The organism is Bacillus sp. FSL K6-6038, assembly GCF_038050455.1.
Taxonomy (GTDB): Bacteria; Bacillota; Bacilli; order Bacillales; family Bacillaceae_G; genus Bacillus_A; species Bacillus_A pseudomycoides.
This window is the reverse complement of the sequence record NZ_JBBOUH010000001.1, coordinates 1,803,195-1,826,420: the sequence shown is the minus strand read 5'-3', so window position 1 is coordinate 1,826,420 and position 23,226 is coordinate 1,803,195. Positions and strand designations below refer to the sequence as shown.

The window sequence follows — 23,226 nt, the reverse complement described above, 5'->3', positions numbered from 1 at the left end:
AATTTTCAATATTTTTGATTATTTCCATAAAATACAAACAAGTTGTTGTACAATAAGAATGGGGTGATACATTATGAAACAAACACTACAAAACGTGCTCGAAAAATATAGTGCCATGCATCTAGAAAAACATATTTTAAATTCTCTTGAGCCAACAATTCAAATTCGTCTACGTAAAGGATCTGATGAGCAAATAGCAGTGGGAACCTCAAAATTAGGAGGTTTTCCAGACTTACCTGATGAATTAAAGATTCCAACATACAACGACATACCGTTACACTTTATTGGACAGCTGAATTTAGAAGAAATACAACCTTATCACAAAGGAAACCCACTGCCTACGAAGGGCATGTTATATTTCTTTTATGACGCAGAAGAACAACCATGGGGGTTTGACCTAAGAGATATTGGAGGACATCGCGTTCTGTACACGGAAAATATAGAAAACCTAAAACGACGAGAACTTCAAACAGAAGTGTTCCCTCCTTCCATCATCTCCTTTCAAGAAACTTGGACATTAGCAAAAGAAAAAGTCGGAGAAACAGGTTTATCAAATGATGATGAATGGGATCTTTATAAAGAAATAGAAGAATTGTATATCGATGGATTGCATCATTTACTCGGCTCCGCACAAGCTATACAATCAGAAGCAATGGCGGAAGAGTGTCATCTTGTTACAAACGGAATCTATTTAGGAAATGGGTACCCCTCAGATCAAGAGATAAAACATTTGCCTGGCAGCGCCCAAGATTGGATGTTACTGTTACAACTTGATACCAATGATGAATCTGAAATGGATTGGGGAGACACTGGCTTATTATATTTCTGGATCAAAAAAGAAGATTTATTGCAAAGAAACTTTGAAAATACATGGTTGATTTTGCAATGTTGTTAAATCAACCATGCATTTTCAACATATCTCCTCTGTTTCTATACTGTAATTCGTATAAAGCGAAAAAGAATAGAAAAAATGGCCAACTTTTTCTACAAAGTTGGCCCATCTATTATAATTTCAGTTCTTCTATATGAAAAAGCTCAATAACCGCTTGTGTACTCCTTTAACCCTTAGTTTTTGCATCACATTACTAATATGATTGCGGACAAGCCTTCTAATACGATACAACTTTAGTCAGCGGAGGGCTTCATCCTCTACTAAGCTATTAAAAGAAGATATACCTCTTACAATTTTATGAGATTCATTTTGTGCAGTAACTTCTTTGATTTCTTTTAGTAACTATTTATCCATCTCTTTTTCTCTGTCAGTACAAATCAATCTGCAAAACTTCCAGGACTTCTATTTTATTTCATGTTCTTCACCTTTTCTAGACCATATCACAACAGGAATGAGTAATAAGGCTAACGCCCCTCCAGCTAATGATAATGCCGCATAACTCGAATTCGCTACCACAATGCCTGACATCGCTCCCCCAGAAGCTCCTGCCAATGCAATAAAAACATCCACTTTCCCTTGTGTCTTTGCACGCGTTAAAGGTTCTGTTGCATCAACAATTTGAGCAGTGCCACTTATTAATCCAAGGTTCCATCCTAATCCAAGTAAAGAAAGAGCAATGATCAGGAGAATTAAAGAATCGCTCGGTGCAATGGCAGCTACCACTCCCGCACTAAGTAGTATAACTCCGGAAGCAATACTCATTGCCATTCGACCAATCTTATCAACAAGAATTCCTGTAACGAGTGATGGAAGGTACATTGCTCCTACATGAAATCCAATAACAAGGCCCACTTCATTTAATCCATGCCCATGGTGTTCCATATGTACGGGAGTCATAGTCATAATTGCAACCATAACAATTTGAGTAAGTATCATAACGATGGCCCCAACTGTAACGCCCCTTTTATTTGCTATCGATTTCTCAGTTATCGCACGCCCTTTATTTGTATGTTCCTGTTTATATGTTTCTATCCTGTTCGCTATTATTAATGGATCTGGACGAAGCATAACGAAAAGTACGAGACCTGCTAACAAAAATGCAGCTGCTGATAATATGAACGGACCAGCAAGTTCAGGAATACCAATAGAAAGAGCAAAGCTCCCCATTACCCCTACCAAATTTGGTCCTGCTACCGCACCAAAAGTCGTCATAACCATTGTAATACTAATAGCAGTTGCCCTTTGCTTCTTATTTGCTAAATCCGTACCGGCATAACGGGCTTGTAAATTTGTGGCTGTGCCTGCACCATATATGAGTAAGGAAGCAAGTAAGAGAATAATACTATTTGTTAAAGCTGCGATTACAACACCAATAGCACCAAGCCCTCCTACCATAAATCCTGTCGCAAGCCCGATCCGGCGTCCATAACGCTGAGAAAGCCTGCCTACTACTAAAGCTGCTCCTGCAGATCCCATTGTAAACATGGCTGCTGGCAATCCCGCGAATGCATCTGTTCCAAGCATTTGCTGCGCAAGAAGTGCGCCTACCGTAATTCCAGCAGCCAATCCCGCACCACCAAACATTTGTGAAATACTCACGATCACTAATGTTCGTTTATATATCTTTTGTTGTTCTTCTACTGTATACATATGATTCCTTATTGAACCATCAGCTGTATCAAGCATTTTCTCACCTTCTTTATGAAAGATTTTCCTTTTTTAAATGTACTATGTTTAATGTTTCATATTCAATAACATTTTCATCCGTTCTTTTCTTTCTAAAAGAGAAAAACAAAAAAACTGCCCAAATGCTTTGATTTAGGGCCGTTTTTTCTTAAGCACAAATATTTTTTATTTATTAAACTAAGATTCCCTCATTTATTTGCAAACTCTACACATCACATTGTTAATATGATTACGAATAAGCCTTCTTGTTACTAAATTTATCTTCAATTCTTTTATCTACCCCATTTATTCTTCATTACTTTAAAATACAAATTTTCAAACTCACTAAAATATTTACCATAAAACCCTAACATTTCAATGTAAATGTTAACAACTTCAACTAAATCAAAATGATCGCCATTTTTAGCTAATTCATAACTATCATCAACACTATATAAATCACGATATTCATCTTCCCAATACAAACCCCTGTTGACTAAAAGTCTAGTTGTGGATTTAATTGACTCTTCAATCACCAGCTCATTTCGTACTAACTTTTCATGAATTACAGAAAGAGTTAATTTCACAGCATACTCTTCATCAACTATTCTACTAAACTCAAATAACTTCCCTTCAATATCATCTATCTTTTCTTTAGACATTAAGGATATCTCAATTATTTCATATGGCGGGCTGTCACTCACTTCAATCACTTTATCACACCATTGAATTACTTCTTCTTTGCTCCACAATCCGCAACAAAGCCCTAAGCCATAAATACTAGTTAGTTTTTGAATGCAATCCAAAACTTCTCACCTTCAATTTCTCATATACATTTTCATTTAGTTTTAAACCCAGTATACGATACATTCATTTAAAATTATAATGTTTAAATTTAATATTATAATATACATTACATAATTTCTTTACAAATGCTTTCTATCCCTTTGAAGATTTTGATGCATATAGAACCTTTCTGAGGAATGAGAAAAAGTATTGAGTAAAATTCTCTATAATAAAAAGAACCAACCCTCGATGATTGGTTCATTTACATGATTTCACAATAGAACATTTTTCAATATATACTTACTAAAAATCGTGTAACTATTTTTCTATTGCTGACTATTCTCTCATGCACACGTTAGCACTTACTCCACCGACTCGACTCTTTTCAGCTAGTTTTCCCTTGAAAAATAGGTTTCGCAATTAATGTAGCGACAGGACGTATCCTAAATACAACATACTGCGTAAATAATGCTATTAATATTCCATGTACACATCCTGCAATTACATCCAATGGATAATGTACTCCTACCCATATTCTCGAAAAAGCTACACCAAGTGCTAAGAAAAACCAGGTATATTTAAAACGATAGGCAGATAGCAATAGTGTAGCTGCAATTACAACAGCTGATGTTGCATGATCACTTGGAAAAGAAGAATTGGCAGCATGATCTACAAGTTTTGTGATGTTATGTGAGACAAAAGGACGCTCTCTATAAATAAATATCTCGATGATTCTATTGATGGAATACGCTAAAGTAAACGCAACCATCGATTGAAAAGCCATTACACGAAAATTAGATTTATTCTTTATCCATAACAGGATGAGTAGTAACACGAAAGCATATTGTACATATTCTGCAAATATAATCATTACATCATCTATCAGTGGATATTGCTGTACTTTATTATTTATAAAGTTGAACCATTCATAATCTAAGTCTTTAAAATTCATTACATAATCTCCTTTATTGCTATAGAGTCCACGCTACATTTCAACAAAATATACCTTTGGACTCTAATAAATTCTTATTATATTTTTTTATTGTTTCCACCTACAAATCATAATCTATTCAATTTTAATAAGATTACTCACAATGTACTATCTTATTTTGTGACATTAACATTACATTTTTGTAAGGTTCTTTTTTCATTTTGATAGTTTAACTTATTTAAAATGTTTATATGAAAAGATTTATCGGTGATTTGTATAGAGAATCTCGATATCCGAAATATGGTTCGGAATCGAAAAGTGTCAAAGTCGATTTCTGATGTGGGCTAGGGCGCTTTTCGCAAGATGCTTTTGTAAAAGTGCGAAAAATTTGGAGGTCTACTTGTAAAAATAGATCCAGCATACACATCACAAGATTGTTCAAGCTGTGGAAATCGCGTAAAAAAATCCCTATCGATTCGGACACATATTTGTACAAAGTGTGGAACGATATTAGACCGGGATCACAATGCGAGTCTAAACATTTTGCAAAAAGGATTAGAACAATTACATGTGAGAACGACGGAAGACTGAAACTGAAGGGCAAGGTTGTGTCCAAACAGTATAAACGGCGCCTGTGGAGAATATGTAAGACTGCTTGGGAAACCCCAAGCAGCAACCCTCTATGAAGCAGGAAGCCCCTTCTTCAAACAACTCATAAGAGTGTTAAGAAGGAGTCATTCACAAGTCAACTACTTAGCTCATTCTAGATATTGTTTGAACTATAGTTTGAATTCCGGTTGAAATAATAGATGCATTTATATTTCTTGCATCTATTTTAATGATATTTTCTTTATAAAAATTTGATAAATAATTTTCATCAATAGGCCTCAATAGTACATGTTCAGCATGTAAACGTTGAATCAACTCAGTTGCATTCATATTTTGCGGTAAGGCAAGATGTAACTTTGTATCAAGAGAAATCGGCCTTTTATAGTCAATGCTAACTTCACAATCTTGGAGTTGTCTTTTAATTTCTTGATGTAATAGTATCGATTTTTTTGCATATTTTTTTGCAAGTCGCTTACTGTGCGTATGAAACATGCCACTTTTCAAATAAATCTTCAGCGCTCCTTGTGTAATAAGGCTTGTATCATAATCAATTACTCGTTTTAATGCCAAAAAATTACTGAGAATATCTTGAAGTGGGAGTATTACTGCTCACGAATAACGGGATAACTTAGTTTCTATCTTTTTTGAAGCGAAAATATACAAAAATCAAACCCACAAGGATAACTAGCACAATTAAAAGAATGAGGCTATAACGGTGAGCATAGTGTACTACATGACGCCACTTTTCTCCCAGTTCTAATCCTAACTTGATAAAGGTGAAACTCCATAATAATGCTCCTGAATATGCATAAAGGCAAAAAGTCCAAAATCGAAAACGAGAAATACCAGCTAAATAGGCAGTAACATGGCGAACCCCAGGAATAAAATAGCCAATAAATAATAAGGCAGGACCAATCTTCTGAAACAAAATCTGTGTTCGATTTATTTTATTTTCTGTAATATGTATTTTCGGACCAAATTTCTTTAAAAACGGAATCCCAAGTTTCACTCCTAACACATAACTAATAGAAATACCAATTGACGAACCGATACATGCACTTAGTAATGCAAGTAGAAATTTCATTTCCCCTTTATATACATAGTACCCTACAAACGTTAACAACGTTTCATCAGGTATCGGTAACCCGATAATTCCACCCACTAAAGCAATAATAATCCCGAAATATCCAAAATGCGAAATGAGATAATGTAATTGTTGTTCTATTGTAATCACCGTCCATACCAATTACGAACTGGTATCTCAATCATTGAGACACCTTTTTAAACAAAAGACATTATATACCTCCTAGTATTATTCCAATAAACCCCATTAAAATTCTAACCGTATAACTTATTTCCGAATATAAAGTGAAACTTCCATCAGTGGGAGTCTTCACTTCCCCGCCGATGGTTAGCTGAACGAATCGAGCTTTTACGGGATAAAATGTGTTACTCCACTTTTTTCTATATTTTCAAAATGAAATTGTATTGATTTCTCTTTTTTATCCAAATATAATTAAATATGGATTTTGTATTGTGTTAATAATAGCCTTTATTTCATAGTGTGTATCTCTAGAATTAGAAATATAAAAGATAAATAAGCAAGTTATATAAGATTTATGGTTTATAAGAAAAATCAAAGTTAACAAAACAGATAAAATTATAATATGGGGTTACACAAAAACGTTTGGAGTGTGTACATATGGTATACAAAGATATTCTAAAAAAGATCCATGATGCACCAACTGATTATGATTTTAGTAAATTAACTGAATCCATTATTGATGAAGAATCTATGCTTAATGGTATACCCCAAGATTACATTATCTTCTTAAAAGAAGTTGGATATGGATCTGTTTCTAATGCGTATTTTATGTTCTATGGAGGACTTATTGAAGCGGATGAAATATATGACGCAGATGAAAATCCAGAAATAAAAACTGTTTTATTATTTGGTGATAACTTTGCTGGCGATGCGATAGGCTTTCAAACTACAAATAACTGGGAAATTGTTGAGATTTGGCATGAGGACTTATCAATCGTACCGAGAGACGAAACGAGTTTTAAAGAATTAGCTCAAAGCATATTTTCAAAAGAGCTTTAAGCGATTAGTCACTTTATCTAAAATAAAAAAAGCATTCCACCATTGTAGCTGTGGAATGCTTTTCTCTCATTAATCAAATCATATTAATTCCTTATTTACTTCACCATCCCTTACTCGTTAACCCTTTTCTTCTCCTACCAACTCGAAACTTTCCTTTATAAAACACCAAACTCACCAAACCACAAAGTAAAATAATTGGTGCACTTACTTTATATAAATCTGTAAAGCTCATTGCCATCTTATTTTCGGCATAATGACTAACATCATTTGAGAATGCAAGGATATCTTTCTTTATGCTTTTTTCTTTTTCTTCCACTCCTTTTGTTACTTGCCTTGTAATTCCTTCTCTTTTTCCTTCTCTATATTCCACTGGAACTCCATTTAAAGCTTCATTCACTTTTTCATGAATCAATTTCTCTTTTTGTTCCTTGTTCAAGCCGAGATTGTCTTCACTTTGTTTTTTTTCAGCATTTGATTCTAAACTTTTATTTCGGATTTTTTCTTTTGTTATTTGCAATATTTTTTCTTGCTCAACCTGATCCACATGAATATTACGAACTTTTTCTTCAGCATAACTGTAAACCTTATCTTTATTTACAGATAGATTATGAGTTAAAGTTGATACAAATATAGCAACAGCTAATACAATCCCTACTTGTCTCAACATCGATACAATGCTTTGGGAAGCGGTTAGTAATTCCCCTTCAAATGAAGAAGCACTTAAAATCGTAATGGGGCCTACGACTAAACCATATCCAACACCCAATATCATACAAGGAACAATGATATCTTTACTCGTTGAATCTACTCCAATCATTTGTAACCAATAATAAGCTAAGCTCATCACGATAAAACCCGATAAAATAATAAACACTTTTCCTAGCTTCTTAATCAACAAAGAAGCAAATGGGGAAACAACAAATATCATCGCTGAAATAGGCGTAACTAAAAGAGCTGCTTCAATTTCTGTTCGATGTTGTATTTTTGTAAGAAAGGTTGGGAGTAATACAGTCACTCCAATTAAAAACAAATTGCTTAATATGACAACAATAGAAGCTCCAACAAACGTTCGATCTTTAAATAGTTGTAAATTCACCATAGGCGCTACGGCTTTTCTTTCGACTACAATAAATAATAGGAAAGAAATAATACTAGTAATATAGCAAATCCACGCTAAAGTACTCAACCATCCCCATGTATTTCCCTTTACTAATACGAGGGTGAAAAAGAAAATTGCTGAACTACTTAGTATTAATCCGATCCAATCAATTTTCGATACAACTCGTTCTTCATTTTTTATTTGTAGCATACTAAAGCATAAAACAATCCCAATAATACAAATTGGAATATTGACAAAGAATACCCATCTCCATCCTAAATTTTGTGTAATAATCCCGCCTATTACAGGGCCAATCGCAGCTGATAAACCTTGTGTTACTCCTAAAATACCAAGCGCAATGTGTCTCTTAGCTAATGGAACTGCTGACACTCCAATTATCATACTCGTCGGAAATAAAATCGCGGCTCCTATACTTTGAATAAAGCGAGAAAAGATAAGAAAATCTCCAGTATTCGCAAATGCACAAAGTGCGGAACCACCACCAAAAACGATTAAACCAATGATATACATTTTTGCCTTACCAAAAATATCTGCAATACGCCCTAACGGAACTGCTAGCACCGCAATTGTCATTGTATACACATTTAAAATCCATGACATTTTTTCTAATGACGTATTTACACTAGATTGTATTGCTGGTAAAGCGATGTTCATAATGGTGGTATCAATCATACAAAGAAAAATACCTAAACACATCAAAAACACTATCTTAAGCCCCCTTGATTGCTCCATTGCAATCTCCCCCTTTATAAATTAGCACTTCTTTTTATTCCTTGTTTTCCCTATCTTCTTCCAGTGTAAGTTGGACTAATTTCTTCTTTAATGTCTCAACTTGCGCAGCATACGATGCAATACCAACATCAAGCGAAATCTCCTCTACAAATGTTATACCCTCTCTCCATTTCTCATATTTCAAGCGAAGATCTGCAATATATGCTTCTTTCCTTTCAATTTCTTCTTCAATCCATCTCTTCATTGTCTCTCCATCAGCATAATTACCAAAATACATTCGCATTAAAAAGTCCGAGCGTAACACATCCTTCTCTACATCAGTCTTCATATATTGATAAAACTCTTCTCTTCCTTCATCCGTTATGAAGTACATTTTTTTATTTGGCTTTCCCTCTTGCATAATAACCTCTTTTTTGATTTTCCCTTCCTTCTCTAACTGCCTTAAAGTTGGATAAATCATACCAAAGCTTCCATCGAAAAAATGAGTGAACACATCTTCAAATACAATTTTTATGTCATAGCCAGACAACTCTTTTTCCATCAATAGCCCTAAAACAACGTCTCTTCCTTTCATTCAAGACACCTCGCAATTCATATAATCAACAATCATATTAACAATGTTAATATGATTGTTGATTATATATTATATTTTAGTATTTGTAAAATGCAACCAATTAATTTCACATTCTTTAAAACATTTAAATACAAAAAGACTGTGTAGAAAAATTCTACACAGTCTTTTTTGCACTGATATATCCACTTTCATTCACAAACTAAAGATGAATGTAACGTCACTTTTCTATAACTGTTAAATCAAATATGTGTGCATAACTCCTTTCCAATTAGCAAATGCTAACAAAATCAAAACTATCCGCTATAGCGAATTGGAGAATCATACATGACAAGAAAAATATTATTCTTACTTGCTTTCATATGTTTTGCAGTTCCACTTCAAACAAGCGCTTTTACTTTTGCAGAACTCCCTGTTACATCAAAATCTAAGCAGTGGTATATTGAAGTTGATAAGGCTAAGGATCCTCAAGCATTACCATCAAAAGCAGATATGTTTCATTCATACAGCTTGCTTGTAAAGAATATCGGTAAGGACGTATCTAACGTATCAGTTGAAATACGTCACAATAACCCGAAATCAAAAGCCTCTTTCAAGCCTTTCAACAAGTCTGATATGAGCGTGTCATATAGTCAAACTAGTTTTACAAAAATGAAATTCCCATTATATGAAGACGCCAATTCATTTGATATTGTTATTAGCTGGGAAGAGAAAGATTTTAGTTATAATGGTCACCCCGAAAAAGCAGAAAAACAATTTACGCAAACATTTGTATTTCAGGAACAGTGAGCTCTACCGTTTAACAGGGCTTACTGTTTTTTGTTAACCTATATTAATCAAACTTGCGAATGCTCGGAACAAGTAGCGCGATTGCTACTACGACAATTGCTGCAATAGCTAGAATGATAATTGTCACAGTACCACCAATTATATTAGCCAACCAACCAACGACTAAATACCCTAACGGTAATAGTGCAAAAGACCCTAACATATCAAGACTTGCTACCCTTCCGAACGCTTCTTCTGGCACGAGTTCTTGCAAGCTCGTTTCCCATATTAGGCCAAAAATCATAATTCCAAACCCCTCTAATGCCATTAACCCTATTAATCCTGGTGCCCAAGAAACAAAAGGCATTAGTAAAAGTGACATCCCACTAATGAGAACACCTCCATAGGCAAGCAATCCTCGTTTATGCCACCTCTGTCTCCCGCCAAAAATAAGAGCTGCCACAACAGCCCCAGCTCCAGAACACGCCATTCCAAGTCCATAAACAAACGGTTCAAACTGATGATGTATATTAAATAGCCAAGGGATTAATACAACGATAATTCCTGCGTAACAAATATTAATAAATGAAAATGCTAAAATTGTAATCCAAAGCCACGGATGGCTTTTTAAAACAACAATACCTTCTGTAAAATCTTTTTTGAGATTCATTTTTTGATTTGTTTGTTCCTGTACTTTTTTAGCTGTTACATCTTTTAAAAACAATAAACAAATAAAAGATAACAAATAAGTCAATGCATCTAACCCAAACCCGATTCCAGCCGATGCAACTGAAACAATAAGCCCGCCAAGCGCTGGGCCTATTAAACGAACGCCTTGATTACTCATTTGCGTTAATGCGTTAGCTGCATTCCGAATTTCTGGCACGAAAACCCTTGCCCGCACCGCTGCATATGCCGGTTGAAACAGGCCTTCCATTAGTCCATATACTGCTACTAATACATATAGAATATTGATTGTTAAAGTGTCTGTAAAAATAAGTGTCGCAAGTGTTATCATCACTATGCATCGAACAATATCAGTAAATAACATTAATTTAACTCGATTCATGCGATCAACGATTAACCCAGAAAACGGTAAAACAAGAATATTCGGAAGCATATACATAGCCATCGTCATCCCCATAACCACCGTTGAACCTGTTAATGTATATACTACTACTGGAAGAATTACCATTGTAACCGAGCTTCCAAGTACAGAAAGCAGCTGACCAATCCATAAGAAAGTAAAATGACGTGATTTTGTAACAGGTAACAATAAATTACTTACATAACTCCCCTTATTTTTTGCCTGTATTTCTCCTTGCATACGTATCCCCTTCCTCTAAACATCTTCCTTCTTTTTCCTTTTATTATAACATTTATTTTTTCTTTCTTTTCTAATAATTTAGTTTTTAGATATATCAAAAAAAATTTCAACGACATCTCCCTTCCGTTCTCTCAATCTCATAATCAATCTCTAAAAACCTCACACCAAACACCCACATTTGATGGTGCGCTGTCAAAATCTGATCAGTTTTTTCTTTTATCGTAAAAGTCTCAGCTAACGGTAATCGAATCGTAAAGAAAGGGGTATGTAAATAAATCCCTTCGTCTCCTTTTATACTCTCTCTTAACTGACTAGTAATGATAAGATCTTTGTTATCATTACGTAATTTTAAAATACCCGTCATATTAGAAAATGGTAGCGGCAAAGCAATATTCATATATGTATCTCCTCTATATGTATGCTGTGAATAAAGAGCTACAAAGATCGTTTCATCCTGCTCATTTTTTCGAATCCATGCCCTCACATCTTCTCTACCATCTCGTTCACCTTTTACCGCAATGATATTACCATACATAGCTTCCCATCTATTTCCCATTCCTAAATGAATTTGCTGTATATGTCTACTTATTTTTTCATAGAGAAAGGCAAAGGGCCGAAACCAACGAGACCACTTAATGTTTGCTTTTAATTGATAATTTTTCGTATGCTCATAAAAATCAATGATAAGTGGAGATACTTTTCTTTCATCAAACCCCATACTATGAAAATCACTCATTTGCTCTACAAGACCTGTATACTCTTTCTTCTTTATGAAATCCTGTTGCAAGAAAAGCGTTTCCCCCACTTTCATCTTCCCTTTGATACGACTCATCGGTTTTCCATAATGAATGTAAGCTGGCACATTCTTTTCAATCATCCAGCCAATAAAAGCAGGCAATGTTACACCAATTCCATTCACAACACCATGAATCCAAACCATTTGCGTAATTGTGATCGTCATAACTTGCTTAAAGTTCCCATATGAGTATACTAACGAAAATAAAATCGTTATCATAAGTGTACTCGATGAAATGATAAGAAGGATTTTTGCAATTATCGAAGTGAATTTTGTTTTCCATACATAAACACCATAAGCATAAAGTGAGATGAGATAAATTAATACCGCAAAGAACTCGAATGTTCTTGAATAAGTAATACCAATCGCTACTGTCATCGGTGAAATAACAATAATAACCGTGATAAATTTATATAGTTTACTTTTCTTTTGTTGCTTTCTCCCAAGTAAACCTACAGATAAAGGTAGTAAAAAGGCTGAATAATGAAAGTGAGCTGCTGTAAGCAAAACAATATCTGAACTAAACTGCATAATGGATATATTTGCTACAGAGGCAAAGAACCAAAAACCACCTAAAAACAAATAAATAAATCCGCTATCAATTGCCGTCTCTTCTAACGGCTTCCATCCTCTTTCTAGTAACCTACTTACGCCGAATAATGCAATAATGCCTGTATATATAAACCAAATCATTGCAAATAAAAAATAATCTGTTATGAAGGCAAGCATCGCACTGATTGCAGCAACCGGATAAAGTAACAATACAAGTTTATAAAATAAAACCTGTGACCCATCTCTTTTTTCCTTATCAACAATGCATAATGACATTGGTATAAATAAAAAAACAGATAACACTATGATACATTCAACGGGATTTAGTTTCGGCCATTCCAATATAATAAAAACCATATAACAAATAAGGCCAAGAATTATATTTTTCATCTAGTCTGATCCCTTTCTACAAACGTTCCCTTATATGAGAAAAGCGGGCCAAATAATGGATTTCGTACTTGAACATGAATTTTGTAACAGTTTAATACATCATCATAGCTCTCTATAACTTTCGCCTCTCCATATAAAAATTTGGGTAGTGGTATTTTCTTCCCAAGTATGTAAAACCATTGTTTTTTTGATGAGATATGCATTGCTCCTTCTTCATCAACATAAAAGGCAAGTGTTGATACGAGCAAATACGGTTCACCAAAGTAATCAATAATTTCATTCTGTTTTGTATTCAGGTACATAACGGCATTGAAATAACGTTTTTTGTTATCAAACCGAAACATCCGATTCCACCTTACAAAAACATTTCCTTTCACATCCTCTTCAGCAATATTATGTATTGTAAACGGTACTTCTTTTCCTCTTTCTGAAAAGAACATGCGAAACTTAGATGCAACTCTTAAAAGTATTTTGACAAGGAACGATCCTTCATCAATTTCATCCATTTTCCCTTCACCTATAAAACTATTGTTTTCCGTAATTGCATAACGTTTTTGTAATTTCGGGTGTAGCTGCTGATAAGATTCTCCTAATAATAGTTCATAGATGCTAGCCACGCATTTACCCCCTTCTTTTTCTCTTACAATTTTTCGCTCTTGGTAAATCACTACTGTTCATATACCCAATAATTGATAATCCAATTAATATAAAATTTAAGGCAATGGGGTTAAATGGTTGGATAAAACTCAAAATATTTGTGAATCCTGCTACTATGGTTAGACCAATTAAAATAATAATGTGCAGCAGCAATAACTTCTGTTTTTGAAACGGCAACAACCACATGATCCCGAATCCTATTTCTAAAAAGCCAATTATTTTAAGAGCAAGAATGCTATTTTCGTTTGAACCAATAAGTACAGAAAGCATCTGTACCTCTTCTGGGTGATTAAATAATACTTTTGGCATAAGCCCTTGATACATCCATACAAAAGAAAGTAAAAAACAAATAAGCCAATACGTAATCGATTTTCTTATTAACAAGCGAGGATGCAACCCTTTTTCTAACCATAATTTTAAAGCATCAAAGCTCCATGCTGTCGCCCATCCTAATAGCGGCCGAAATACATATGAATCTATAATCCTCCCTACACCACCAAATCTCGTCTCATAATCATACTGCGTTTCAAAGCAAATCTTTTCTCCATTCGGTGTATATTTCCAATAGCCTCTTCCTATTTGTATCAATGAAAGTCTATTGTCTGTCCAAAATTTTAGCGAAGATATTCTTTCTCCTGTTTCCTTTTGGAATTCCCCTACCGATTCCCCTTCACCAACTATTTCAAGCCCAAAACCGATTTTTGTTTTGTATAAAAAACGTTGTGGTTCATCATCTTGTTTCTCTAAATATGATATTTCAGTAAAGCGAGCATCCCACTCTGTATGTAACATCGGATCTTGCGTATACTTCCATAATTCATCCATTGATGTTACCATTTCTGTTTGAACATAAATCGGTTTCTGCCTCTTCATCCTCTCTCCCTCCACTCCCTCTATATCACTAATGTATACGTAAAATTCGATTCTATCTATATTTTTCAAATAATTCTTTCATTACACGAAAAGACTTAATTTTCAAAATATTAACAAAGCACTTGATTTCCTAAAATATTTTAATTATTATAAAACAAATGTTACCAAACAACTTTATAAACCAAACACTCTCGCCCAAAACGTGAGATAGAGGTTGCAACGCTTATAAGTATTCTAAAGGAGACACAGAGATGTCGATGAATTTAGAAAAAAGGAAGTGTTGCCGAAATTAATAAATTTCTCTGCATTTATTAATTGGGGCTGTTTTCGAATAGAAACAGAACTGTCATATGTACAGACGTGTATATATGAAGAGCTATCTACAAAAAAGAGATATCATGCTTTATATGATATTCTTTTTTGGCGGTTTTTTTATTAGCTCCTTTTTCTGTTTCCCTTTTCCTGTAACAGCACCATCCTCACCTATTTGAGATGGTGTTTTTTTGTTTTTCTTTCCGGTAACTACAGGAATATTTAGGGACTTATACATCTCTCTTATATGTTTTTTACACCTTTCCTGATCAATTAATAAAAATGGATGAAAGAAGGAATTTGTAATGGAAACGATTGTTCAAAAATTCGGTGGTACTTCTGTCGGAAGTATTCAGCGCATTCAACATGTAGCAAATTTAATTATTGAAGAATATGAACGAGGGAACGGTGTTGTTACAGTTGTATCTGCAATGGGAAAAAGCACAGATGAGCTTGTCGCACTTGCTACTGCTATTACCGAAAATCCGAGTAAACGTGAAACGGACATGCTTTTAACAACTGGCGAACAAGTTACCATTTCTTTATTAACAATGGCGCTGCAAGCAAAAGGATACGACGCTATTTCACTAACTGGGTGGCAAGCTGGTATTACGACTGAATCTGTACATGGAAGTGCAAGAATCACTGATATTAATACTGAACGCATTCAATCCCTTTTACAAGAAGGAACAATTGTAATCGTTGCTGGCTTCCAAGGACTAAGTAAAGAGAACGAAATTACCACACTAGGTCGCGGTGGTTCTGATACAACTGCTGTTGCATTAGCAGCTGCGCTGAAAGCGAAAAAATGTGATATTTACACAGACGTAACAGGTGTATACACGACTGATCCACGCGTTGTAAAAGACGCATATAAATTAGATGAAATTTCTTATGATGAAATGTTAGAGCTCGCAAATCTTGGTGCTGGTGTACTGCATCCACGTGCTGTTGAATTCGCGAAAAATCATAACGTAGTTTTAGAAGTTCGTTCAAGTATGGAACAAGAAAACGGAACAATTGTAAGGGGAGAATGTAACATGGAACAACAATCAATCGTAAAAGGTATTGCATTTGAAGATAATATTACACGCGTAACAATTAAAGGATTAGAACAAGGAGCACTTTCAACTGTTTTCTCTACGTTGGCTACCGCTCACATTAATGTTGATATTATTATTCAAAGTATTACAAATGAAGGTACTGTACATCTATCCTTCTCTATTCATTCGGATGACTTAAGAGAAACATTAGAAGTATTAGAACAAAATCAAGAAGCACTTCACTATGAATCTGTAGAATATGAAAATCATCTAGCAAAAGTATCAATTGTTGGATCTGGCATGGTATCCAATCCAGGTGTTGCCGCTGACATGTTCTCTACATTAAAAGACGAAAATATTCATATTAAAATGGTAAGTACATCTGAAATCAAAGTATCTGTTGTCATTGATCGTCTACATTTAGTAGATGGTGTAGAAGCTCTTCATCAATCTTTTATGGCAAAAATTGAACAGATGGTACAAATGAATTAATTTCATTTTCAAAAATAACAACAAGGAATATTTCTTTGTTGTTATTTTTTTATCTAGCAAAATCGTATTATGTTACACTATTACATGTGAAATATTTTCCAAATCATTTTAATGAGACAAAAAACATGTAAAGGCGGATACATAATGAGAACAGAAAATATTCTTTTAGTAGATGACGAGCAAGGTATATTAGATATGTTGGTACTAACCTTAAAGAAAGAAAATTTTATTCATGTAACAACCGCTCTAAACGGAAGTGAGACGTTAAACTTAGTTAAAAATCATCCATTCGATATTATCTTACTCGATGTTATGCTACCAGATATAGACGGCTTCGAATTATGTAGACAAATACGAAACTATACAAATACCCCTATTCTATTTGTGACAGCGCGCTCTAGTGACTTAGATAAATTAACAGGCCTCGGAATTGGTGGGGATGATTACATAACAAAACCATTTAACCCTTTAGAAGTAGCTGCTCGAATTAACGTACAATTACGCAGACAACAAATGTTAATACGTCATCATAAGGAAGAACACTCTAATTTACATTTTGAATCCTTTTCTCTATATCCAAGCGAGGGACTGATAACAGTAAACGGAAAATCTGTACATTGCACTGCTAAAGAACTAGAATTACTTACTTTCTTATGCACACATCCAAATCGGATTTTTACAGCTGAGCAATTATATGAACAAGTGTGGGGACTTACTTCTATGGGTGATGATAAAACAGTAGTCATGCATATTTCTAAATTACGTAAAAAAATAGAAGAAGATCCTAAATCCCCTACATACATTGTTAATTTGAGAGGAATTGGCTATAAATTTATTCCGCATACTAAGGAGCAACAAAAATGAAAATTGGTTTCCGACTAGGCTTTCATTTTATTCGTAGTTTATGTATCGGTACTTTTTTTATGGGGATTTTCATGGCCATCTTCATGGAAGGCATACTACCTCTTATCGGAATAAGCAAAGAGAACAAAGACACGGAAGCTCTTATCGTTTTTTGCCTCTTTGTATGTACTCTTATTTTAGGCGCTATTTTATATGGATGGCATATCGGGAAACCTTTATTTCGAATAATTTCATGGATTAACCATCTAGCAGAAGGCTCTTATGTAACTCCAGAAAGTATGAAACAAATGTACAATAAAAAAACAGGAAAATTAAAAGGCCCTTATCGCTTATATAAAGACGTCTTTCTAAATATAGAACATTTAACAAATAGATTACGAGAAATAGAGAATGAACGAGAACAACTTGAGAAAATGAAACGCGAATGGATGGCAGGAATCTCTCATGATTTAAAGACACCTCTCACTTATATTACAGGATACAGTGCACTTATGTTATCACCCGACCATGAATGGAGTGAGGAAGAAAAAGAGAAGTTTCTGCAAGAGATTCAACAAAAAGGGGATCATATGAAGGAGTTAATTGAAGACTTAAACCTCTCGTTCCGCCTTCATGATTCACAAATCCCGCTAAAAAAAGAAGAAATAAATATCATTGAATTTACAAGAAGAATGATAGCTGATATGACAAATGATCCACGATCTGAACACTATCATTTTAGCTTTCACGCAGACAAAACGAACATTATTATTCCTATTGATACAAAATTACTACATCGCTCTTTGCAAAATTTATTTATGAACGCCGTTTTACATAACCCTGTAGAAACAAAGATCCATACCTCGATTCTATTAAAGGACACTGTACATATTATAATAGAAGATACTGGCGTCGGTATGGATGAAATGACAGTTCAAAATCTATTTAAACAGTACTACCGAGGTACAACTACAAACGTTTCAAATGAAGGAACTGGTTTAGGAATGGCTATCGCCCAAAAAATTATAACGGCACATGGTGGAACCATTCAAGTAAACAGTGAAATAGAGAAAGGAACAACGATTCATATTACCCTTCCAACTCTATAGTACTTATTATCGACAAAAATATAGTTTTATTAAAGTGACGATTACTTTCGTTCAACTTAGTAGCACAAACGTAAGTAAAATTTATTCACACGCTAAAAAACCAATCGCTCATTCTAATACACGAGAAATTGGTTTTTTCTTATTCTTTACAAATTAAATCGTTCTAAAACTTTTCATTCGTTACCTATATTCATCTTCCAAAAAAGACACCTATAAGGGAATAGATAATGATCGTTGAAAATAAAATCGTCATATGGAGAAGAGAAAAAACAAACAATGATTTTGCCCATTTCTCTGAATCCATCTTTTTATAACCATAAATGCTTAAAACAAGCCATAAAATACTTAAAAGAAGCGCTACTAGCATAAGACCAATGCTTAAAGATCCTAAAAGAACACTTATTCCAATTAAAACAATTAAATAGATATTCGTTTGTATATATGTTCTTTTAACACCTTTGACTACTGGAAGCATCGGAACCTTTGCAGCCTTATACTCATCATGTTTGCGAATAGCTATGGCGTAGAAATGAGGCATTTGCCAAATAACCATTATGATAAAAAGCCCAATAATAGCCGGATGCATTATATCCGGATAAATAGCAGCCCAGCCAATGAGTGGCGGCATTGCCCCTGAAACACTTCCAATTTCTGTGTTATAAATTGTTCTTCTCTTACTCCACATTGTATACGGTACAACATACAAAAATAAGCCTAAAAACCCTAATAAGGCTGCTAAATATGTGGTTAGTGCAAGAAATACTAACCCTGAGATTGTCATCAATATTCCAATCCATAATACAGCCTTAGGGCTTATTTCTCCGGTTACAGTTGGTCTATTTTTGGTTCTCTCCATAATCGAATCAATATCACGATCATACAGATTATTAAAAGCCCCTGCTGCACCTATGATTAAAATAGAACCGATGAAAGCAAATATAATCTCTGGAATTTTCTCAAACGGGCTAATCTTATATTTATATAAAGCCAATGTTAACCCAGCAAACATTGGGACCAAATTCGATTTAATAATTCCGGTTTTAACCGTTTGGGCTAAAATGTTCGATAACTGTCGTTTCGAATTCGAATTTGTTAATTCTTTTTTCCTTCGCATGACACCCTGTACTCCTTTTCATTAGACGTTTTTACCATGTATATAGTATTAATATACTCCCCGGTATATTAATACTATATGATATTCCTGTCAAGAAAAAGAGAGTAAAGGGCGTACCAATGAAGATTAATCTAGAAAAATTAAAAAACTCAAATAAAGTGAAAGTACCCATTCAGAATGATTTTTTTTAAAGCCCTTTCATACTCTTATTACTCATCACGTTTTAGCTCAATCATTCCTGTCATAGACTGCACCGTTAGCTTTGTATCATTTTCTTTTCCATTTCCTATACGACCTTTTACACTATGATCATTTCCTTGTTTACCAGACGAAAGTGAAAATTCATTTTTTATTTGACCCGCACGCGTTGACAAGTCAATCTCTAGATTTTTTGGCTCTCTCTTAAAATTTATATTTATATGAGATGATTCGGTTTTTATTTTACTTTCATTTTTTAAATTTGAAACAGCGGATACATTCACCTCTCCCGTATCGTTTTGAATATCGAAGCTTCCTTCCACTCCCTGTAACGTAATCCCTCCTGATTTGGAAACTCCTTTTATATTGTTTCCTTTATACTCTTTTATTGTCATATCACTTGAATCGCTATATAAATTCAATTGTTCAGATGCTATATTTTCACCTATTACCTCACCTGACTCTGTTTTAACATCTATTTTTTCATATGTTTTTTCAGGAAGGTATATATGCACAGTAGCTGTTTTTAAATTTACAATGGATGAAGAGTGTTCTGTAATAACTTCTAATTTCTCCCCATTCTCTTTCACTTTTACATCTTTTATCTCTCCTATATCAACTTTAATATCTGTTTCTGTTGTAGAATGGAGTTTAATATTTTCTCCTACTGTTTTTATATAAATCTCATTTATATTTTTCACGGCGAACTGTTTGGAGACTGGCGCTTCACTCTCTTTTGTACCACAAGCCACTATACTTAAAGTCATTAGACTTATAGATGAAAATAAATATATTTTCTCTTTGATTCCCTTCATTACATCACCCCTCTTGACTACTTACTTGAATATTAGCCGTAGCCTTCCCATTTGCTGTAACTGTCCAATTAACGCCATACTTAGCAATAAGATAGATAACCCCATATACAAAATAGCGTATGATGTTGATATTCCTAAGAAGTCTACATATGGAAGATGATTCACTGGTCCTAAATACCATAAAAGTATATACACGACTTCAAACAATTTATGCGTTCGGCTCCACACTCCAAATACTAACGCTAGCGTTGGAATGAACACTATACCGCTAAGCCAAGAAAACAAGAATGCAATATCTTCAATTAATATAAATTGAATGATAAGACCACTGGAGATAATGAGACCCACGATAACACCTGAAATCCATGTTGCAAAAAACTTATACAATGGGGAACAACTCGAAATAATAATTTGATCCGTACCATAGTATTTTTCTCTCGTCATCATCTGTGACCAAATTGCAATTGGCCAAATTATAATAATAGGTAGCCATCCTTTTGATATATCTACCGGACATATCAATCCAAATGCTATAAGCCCAATCGCAATTACATACCACCAAATCGTAAACCCTTTTAACATAATCGATAGCTCCGCTTTAATTAAACGAAACATACTAATGCTCTTTGTTTTCGTTATAGAAGTCAATATAAAAGAGCTATGATTTTGTTCATTCACAGCGATTGTTTTCTTATTCCCTTCAACCTCTCTTACCTTTTCCTTTACTTTGGTAAATGTAAGAAATCTATTAAACACAAGGGACGTTAGCCAAATTAGTAACATCGCCATTCCAATCCAAACCAAACTTGTTACAAGTATTTCTGCATCCCAAGTCAATCCATCCCAGTGAAATGTTTTAATCTTTCCCTCTACCGGGTTATACCCGAATCCTCCACCATTTGTTCCTCTTAAAAATTCATATTCTCTCATTGCATCATGTATCATATCAGAACGAATGATTCCTAAACCAAATACATCTAAATAACGATTTGACATTTCAAACGACATAATCGCTAATAACACCCACAAGAAAAAGAACACAATATTGCCTACTACACCTTTTAGACCAGGAAACACATCAAAAAAAGTTGTGAATGCCGCTAGAAGCAATAATGAAGGAAATACAATATAAAAGAGTGGATATAAATAACCACCTAATTGAAACGAAAGGTCTTCCCCACGTATAAATTGCATTACCATAAAAGCAATGATAAATACCGTCTCAATGACCACTAAAACAATAAAATTAGAAATCGTTTTACTAAAAATATATTGAAATTTACTTATAGGTGAAGCGGCAATCAATTGCCCTACTCCTAACTGTTGATCGTCTGAAATTTGACTTCTTAACATATAAAAACCAAGCAACCAAATAAATAAAGTAGAAGTCATTGCTCCCATACCACCAAGCCAATTTGAATTATATATTCCTCTAACTCCACCAAGATAAAATATTTCATAGCCTGCTGAAGCTGCTGGCACACAAGCATATCCCAAAAAAATCGTTAATCCAATTACAATTAGAAATGGATAACTTCTCATTTGTCTAATTAAATTGTTTTTAATGAAATAAAATAGATTATATACATTGTTCAATTTTATGCCCTCCTTTCGAAGAAACATAATATAAGTAAGCATCCTCAAGAGAGGCTGCGATTATATGTGCTTTAGCACTAGGCGCATTGCTGGAAACGATGCGTGCATGAATTCCATCACTCCGGTGAATCGCGCTGCTTACTATATATTTCTTTTGAACATGATGTAACTCAGAAGCTGGTATAACCCACTCCCATACTTTTCCCTCTACATGCTTTAATAGTTGTTCAGGTCTCATATGAGCTAATACATTTCCTTTTGATAATAAAGCAATATCTGTCGCAATTGATTCAATATCCGTTACAATATGCGTCGATAAAATAACAATTCTATCCGTAGAAAGACTAGATAATAAATTTCTAAATCTAATTCTTTCTTCAGGATCCAATCCTACTGTCGGCTCATCTACAATCAATAATTTCGGATCATTTAATAGCGCCTGTGCAATTCCAACTCTTTGCCGCATTCCACCTGAATAGCCACCTAATAGTCGTTTCCGGTCATTCATTAAGTTCAGCGCTTCAAGCAATTCATTGATCCGCTTTTTTGAAGAGCTCATTGATAAACCTTTCATCGCTGCGATATACTCTAGAAATTCGACCGCGTTCATATTTGGATAGACGCCAAAGTCTTGCGGTAAATATCCGAGCTCTGAACGTAACAACTTCGGTTTCTTTTGAATATTTTCCCCATCCCATATCACACTACCATTCGTCGGTTGTTCAATTGTTGCTAACATACGCATAAGTGTAGACTTCCCCGCACCGTTCGGGCCTAAAAGTCCTAATACTCCTGATTTTAAATGTAAACTACAATCATTCAATGCTATTTTCTCACCATATTTTTTTGTTACGTGGTCAATTATTAATTCCATCACGTTACCTCCTCACTTTATGAAACAAGTGTAAATTTTTATCACTTACGTTTTCTT

At 34.3% G+C, this 23,226-nt stretch carries 21 protein-coding genes, 1 pseudogene and 1 riboswitch; of the genes and pseudogenes, 7 read left to right on the top strand and 15 right to left on the bottom strand.

The window, feature by feature from the left end:
* The first annotated feature begins 73 nt into the window (after positions 1–73).
* Positions 74–895, top strand: coding sequence for a YwqG family protein (locus NSQ40_RS09385; protein WP_003206747.1), 822 nt, complete (start codon positions 74–76; stop codon positions 893–895).
* A gap of 399 nt (positions 896–1,294) precedes the next feature.
* Here NSQ40_RS09385 and NSQ40_RS09380 read toward each other — a convergent pair whose 3' ends face one another.
* The 3 genes from NSQ40_RS09380 to NSQ40_RS09370 all read right to left on the bottom strand — a co-directional run bounded on the left by NSQ40_RS09380 (position 1,295) and on the right by NSQ40_RS09370 (position 4,295).
* Positions 1,295–2,578, bottom strand: coding sequence for an MFS transporter (locus tag NSQ40_RS09380; RefSeq protein ID WP_033797389.1), 1,284 nt, complete (start codon positions 2,576–2,578; stop codon positions 1,295–1,297).
* Between the two features lie 272 nt (positions 2,579–2,850).
* Complete coding sequence (locus NSQ40_RS09375; protein WP_003206744.1) at positions 2,851–3,363, bottom strand: hypothetical protein; 513 nt, start codon at positions 3,361–3,363, stop codon at positions 2,851–2,853.
* Positions 3,364–3,728: 365 nt separating this feature from the next.
* Positions 3,729–4,295, bottom strand: a complete 567-nt coding sequence (locus NSQ40_RS09370; RefSeq protein ID WP_003196743.1) for an undecaprenyl-diphosphatase — start codon at positions 4,293–4,295, stop codon at positions 3,729–3,731.
* A gap of 243 nt (positions 4,296–4,538) precedes the next feature.
* Between NSQ40_RS09370 and NSQ40_RS09365 the strand changes: the two are divergent.
* Positions 4,539–4,865, top strand: a pseudogene (locus NSQ40_RS09365) (RNA-guided endonuclease InsQ/TnpB family protein); the annotation flags it as partial.
* A gap of 162 nt (positions 4,866–5,027) precedes the next feature.
* On the opposite strand, the gene NSQ40_RS09360 reads toward NSQ40_RS09365, so the two are convergent.
* Entirely contained in the window at positions 5,028–5,453 is a 426-nt protein-coding gene (locus NSQ40_RS09360) for a hypothetical protein (protein ID WP_003196742.1), read from the bottom strand.
* A gap of 58 nt (positions 5,454–5,511) precedes the next feature.
* Positions 5,512–6,108 carry a DedA family protein gene (locus NSQ40_RS09355; RefSeq protein ID WP_033796992.1) on the bottom strand — a complete coding sequence of 199 codons (597 nt, stop codon included), beginning with the start codon at positions 6,106–6,108 and terminating at the stop codon, positions 5,512–5,514.
* A gap of 477 nt (positions 6,109–6,585) precedes the next feature.
* Here NSQ40_RS09355 and NSQ40_RS09350 point away from each other — a divergent pair, with 477 nt between their 5' ends.
* Positions 6,586–6,987: a hypothetical protein gene (locus tag NSQ40_RS09350; RefSeq protein ID WP_003196738.1), complete on the top strand. Its 402-nt coding sequence runs from the start codon at positions 6,586–6,588 to the stop codon at positions 6,985–6,987.
* 100 nt (positions 6,988–7,087) lie between these two features.
* On the opposite strand, the gene NSQ40_RS09345 is transcribed toward NSQ40_RS09350, so the two are convergent.
* Together NSQ40_RS09345 and NSQ40_RS09340 are read right to left on the bottom strand one after the other, a co-directional pair.
* A complete protein-coding gene (locus tag NSQ40_RS09345) occupies positions 7,088–8,839 on the bottom strand; it encodes an MFS transporter (protein ID WP_033797391.1) in 1,752 nt (583 codons plus the stop codon).
* Between the two features lie 34 nt (positions 8,840–8,873).
* A complete protein-coding gene (locus tag NSQ40_RS09340) occupies positions 8,874–9,413 on the bottom strand; it encodes a PadR family transcriptional regulator (RefSeq protein WP_003196735.1) in 540 nt (179 codons plus the stop codon).
* Positions 9,414–9,737: 324 nt separating this feature from the next.
* On the opposite strand from NSQ40_RS09340, the gene NSQ40_RS09335 reads away from it, so the two are divergent.
* Positions 9,738–10,199 (top strand): hypothetical protein, encoded by a 462-nt coding sequence (locus NSQ40_RS09335; RefSeq protein ID WP_003196732.1) that lies wholly within the window; start codon positions 9,738–9,740, stop codon positions 10,197–10,199.
* 43 nt (positions 10,200–10,242) lie between these two features.
* On the opposite strand, the gene NSQ40_RS09330 is transcribed toward NSQ40_RS09335, so the two are convergent.
* From NSQ40_RS09330 to NSQ40_RS09315, 4 genes are all read right to left on the bottom strand, one after another.
* Positions 10,243–11,505: an MFS transporter gene (locus NSQ40_RS09330; protein WP_003206737.1), complete on the bottom strand. Its 1,263-nt coding sequence runs from the start codon at positions 11,503–11,505 to the stop codon at positions 10,243–10,245.
* Positions 11,506–11,611: 106 nt separating this feature from the next.
* Complete coding sequence (locus NSQ40_RS09325) at positions 11,612–13,243, bottom strand: YndJ family protein (RefSeq protein ID WP_033797394.1); 1,632 nt, start codon at positions 13,241–13,243, stop codon at positions 11,612–11,614.
* Positions 13,240–13,860, bottom strand: coding sequence for a DUF4166 domain-containing protein (locus NSQ40_RS09320; RefSeq protein WP_003196726.1), 621 nt, complete (start codon positions 13,858–13,860; stop codon positions 13,240–13,242). The genes NSQ40_RS09325 and NSQ40_RS09320 overlap by 4 nt, the downstream gene beginning before the upstream one ends.
* A 4-nt stretch (positions 13,861–13,864) precedes the next feature.
* Positions 13,865–14,773 carry a DoxX-like family protein gene (locus NSQ40_RS09315; protein ID WP_033797395.1) on the bottom strand — a complete coding sequence of 303 codons (909 nt, stop codon included), beginning with the start codon at positions 14,771–14,773 and terminating at the stop codon, positions 13,865–13,867.
* A 200-nt stretch (positions 14,774–14,973) separates the two neighbouring features.
* A riboswitch (Lysine riboswitch) is annotated at positions 14,974–15,160 on the top strand.
* Positions 15,161–15,390: 230 nt separating this feature from the next.
* Here NSQ40_RS09315 and NSQ40_RS09310 point away from each other — a divergent pair.
* The 3 genes from NSQ40_RS09310 to NSQ40_RS09300 all read left to right on the top strand — a co-directional run bounded on the left by NSQ40_RS09310 (position 15,391) and on the right by NSQ40_RS09300 (position 18,572).
* Positions 15,391–16,620, top strand: coding sequence for an aspartate kinase (locus tag NSQ40_RS09310; protein WP_003196721.1), 1,230 nt, complete (start codon positions 15,391–15,393; stop codon positions 16,618–16,620).
* A 144-nt stretch (positions 16,621–16,764) separates the two neighbouring features.
* Entirely contained in the window at positions 16,765–17,484 is a 720-nt protein-coding gene (locus tag NSQ40_RS09305; RefSeq protein WP_033796046.1) for a response regulator transcription factor, read from the top strand.
* Positions 17,481–18,572, top strand: a complete 1,092-nt coding sequence (locus tag NSQ40_RS09300) for a sensor histidine kinase (RefSeq protein WP_033797396.1) — start codon at positions 17,481–17,483, stop codon at positions 18,570–18,572. The genes NSQ40_RS09305 and NSQ40_RS09300 overlap by 4 nt, the downstream gene beginning before the upstream one ends.
* Before the next feature lie 190 nt (positions 18,573–18,762).
* Here NSQ40_RS09300 and cyoE read toward each other — a convergent pair whose 3' ends face one another.
* From cyoE to NSQ40_RS09280, 4 genes are all read right to left on the bottom strand, one after another.
* Positions 18,763–19,686, bottom strand: a complete 924-nt coding sequence (cyoE, locus tag NSQ40_RS09295) for a heme o synthase (protein WP_033796044.1) — start codon at positions 19,684–19,686, stop codon at positions 18,763–18,765.
* Between the two features lie 209 nt (positions 19,687–19,895).
* The gene (locus NSQ40_RS09290; RefSeq protein ID WP_033796043.1) at positions 19,896–20,699 is read right to left on the bottom strand and encodes a DUF4097 family beta strand repeat-containing protein; all 804 of its coding nucleotides are present in this window, start codon (positions 20,697–20,699) and stop codon (positions 19,896–19,898) included.
* Positions 20,700–20,720: 21 nt separating this feature from the next.
* Complete coding sequence (locus NSQ40_RS09285) at positions 20,721–22,241, bottom strand: hypothetical protein (RefSeq protein ID WP_003196710.1); 1,521 nt, start codon at positions 22,239–22,241, stop codon at positions 20,721–20,723.
* Positions 22,242–22,278: 37 nt separating this feature from the next.
* Positions 22,279–23,169, bottom strand: a complete 891-nt coding sequence (locus NSQ40_RS09280) for an ABC transporter ATP-binding protein (RefSeq protein WP_003196708.1) — start codon at positions 23,167–23,169, stop codon at positions 22,279–22,281.
* Positions 23,170–23,226: the final 57 nt, after the last annotated feature.

Bases quoted from the DNA above. Each gene is read 5' to 3' on its own strand.
- NSQ40_RS09385 (WP_003206747.1), top strand. From the start codon at position 74: ATGAAACAAACACTACAAAACGTGCTCGAAAAATATAGTGCCATGCAT.
- NSQ40_RS09380 (WP_033797389.1), bottom strand. From the start codon at position 2,578: ATGCTTGATACAGCTGATGGTTCAATAAGGAATCATATGTATACAGTA.
- NSQ40_RS09370 (WP_003196743.1), bottom strand. From the start codon at position 4,295: ATGAATTTTAAAGACTTAGATTATGAATGGTTCAACTTTATAAATAAT.
- NSQ40_RS09350 (WP_003196738.1), top strand. From the start codon at position 6,586: ATGGTATACAAAGATATTCTAAAAAAGATCCATGATGCACCAACTGAT.
- NSQ40_RS09345 (WP_033797391.1), bottom strand. From the start codon at position 8,839: ATGGAGCAATCAAGGGGGCTTAAGATAGTGTTTTTGATGTGTTTAGGT.
- NSQ40_RS09340 (WP_003196735.1), bottom strand. From the start codon at position 9,413: ATGAAAGGAAGAGACGTTGTTTTAGGGCTATTGATGGAAAAAGAGTTG.
- NSQ40_RS09335 (WP_003196732.1), top strand. From the start codon at position 9,738: ATGACAAGAAAAATATTATTCTTACTTGCTTTCATATGTTTTGCAGTT.
- NSQ40_RS09330 (WP_003206737.1), bottom strand. From the start codon at position 11,505: ATGCAAGGAGAAATACAGGCAAAAAATAAGGGGAGTTATGTAAGTAAT.
- NSQ40_RS09325 (WP_033797394.1), bottom strand. From the start codon at position 13,243: ATGAAAAATATAATTCTTGGCCTTATTTGTTATATGGTTTTTATTATA.
- NSQ40_RS09315 (WP_033797395.1), bottom strand. From the start codon at position 14,773: ATGAAGAGGCAGAAACCGATTTATGTTCAAACAGAAATGGTAACATCA.
- NSQ40_RS09310 (WP_003196721.1), top strand. From the start codon at position 15,391: ATGGAAACGATTGTTCAAAAATTCGGTGGTACTTCTGTCGGAAGTATT.
- NSQ40_RS09305 (WP_033796046.1), top strand. From the start codon at position 16,765: ATGAGAACAGAAAATATTCTTTTAGTAGATGACGAGCAAGGTATATTA.
- NSQ40_RS09300 (WP_033797396.1), top strand. From the start codon at position 17,481: ATGAAAATTGGTTTCCGACTAGGCTTTCATTTTATTCGTAGTTTATGT.
- cyoE (WP_033796044.1), bottom strand. From the start codon at position 19,686: ATGCGAAGGAAAAAAGAATTAACAAATTCGAATTCGAAACGACAGTTA.
- NSQ40_RS09290 (WP_033796043.1), bottom strand. From the start codon at position 20,699: ATGAAGGGAATCAAAGAGAAAATATATTTATTTTCATCTATAAGTCTA.
- NSQ40_RS09285 (WP_003196710.1), bottom strand. From the start codon at position 22,241: ATGAGAAGTTATCCATTTCTAATTGTAATTGGATTAACGATTTTTTTG.
- NSQ40_RS09280 (WP_003196708.1), bottom strand. From the start codon at position 23,169: ATGGAATTAATAATTGACCACGTAACAAAAAAATATGGTGAGAAAATA.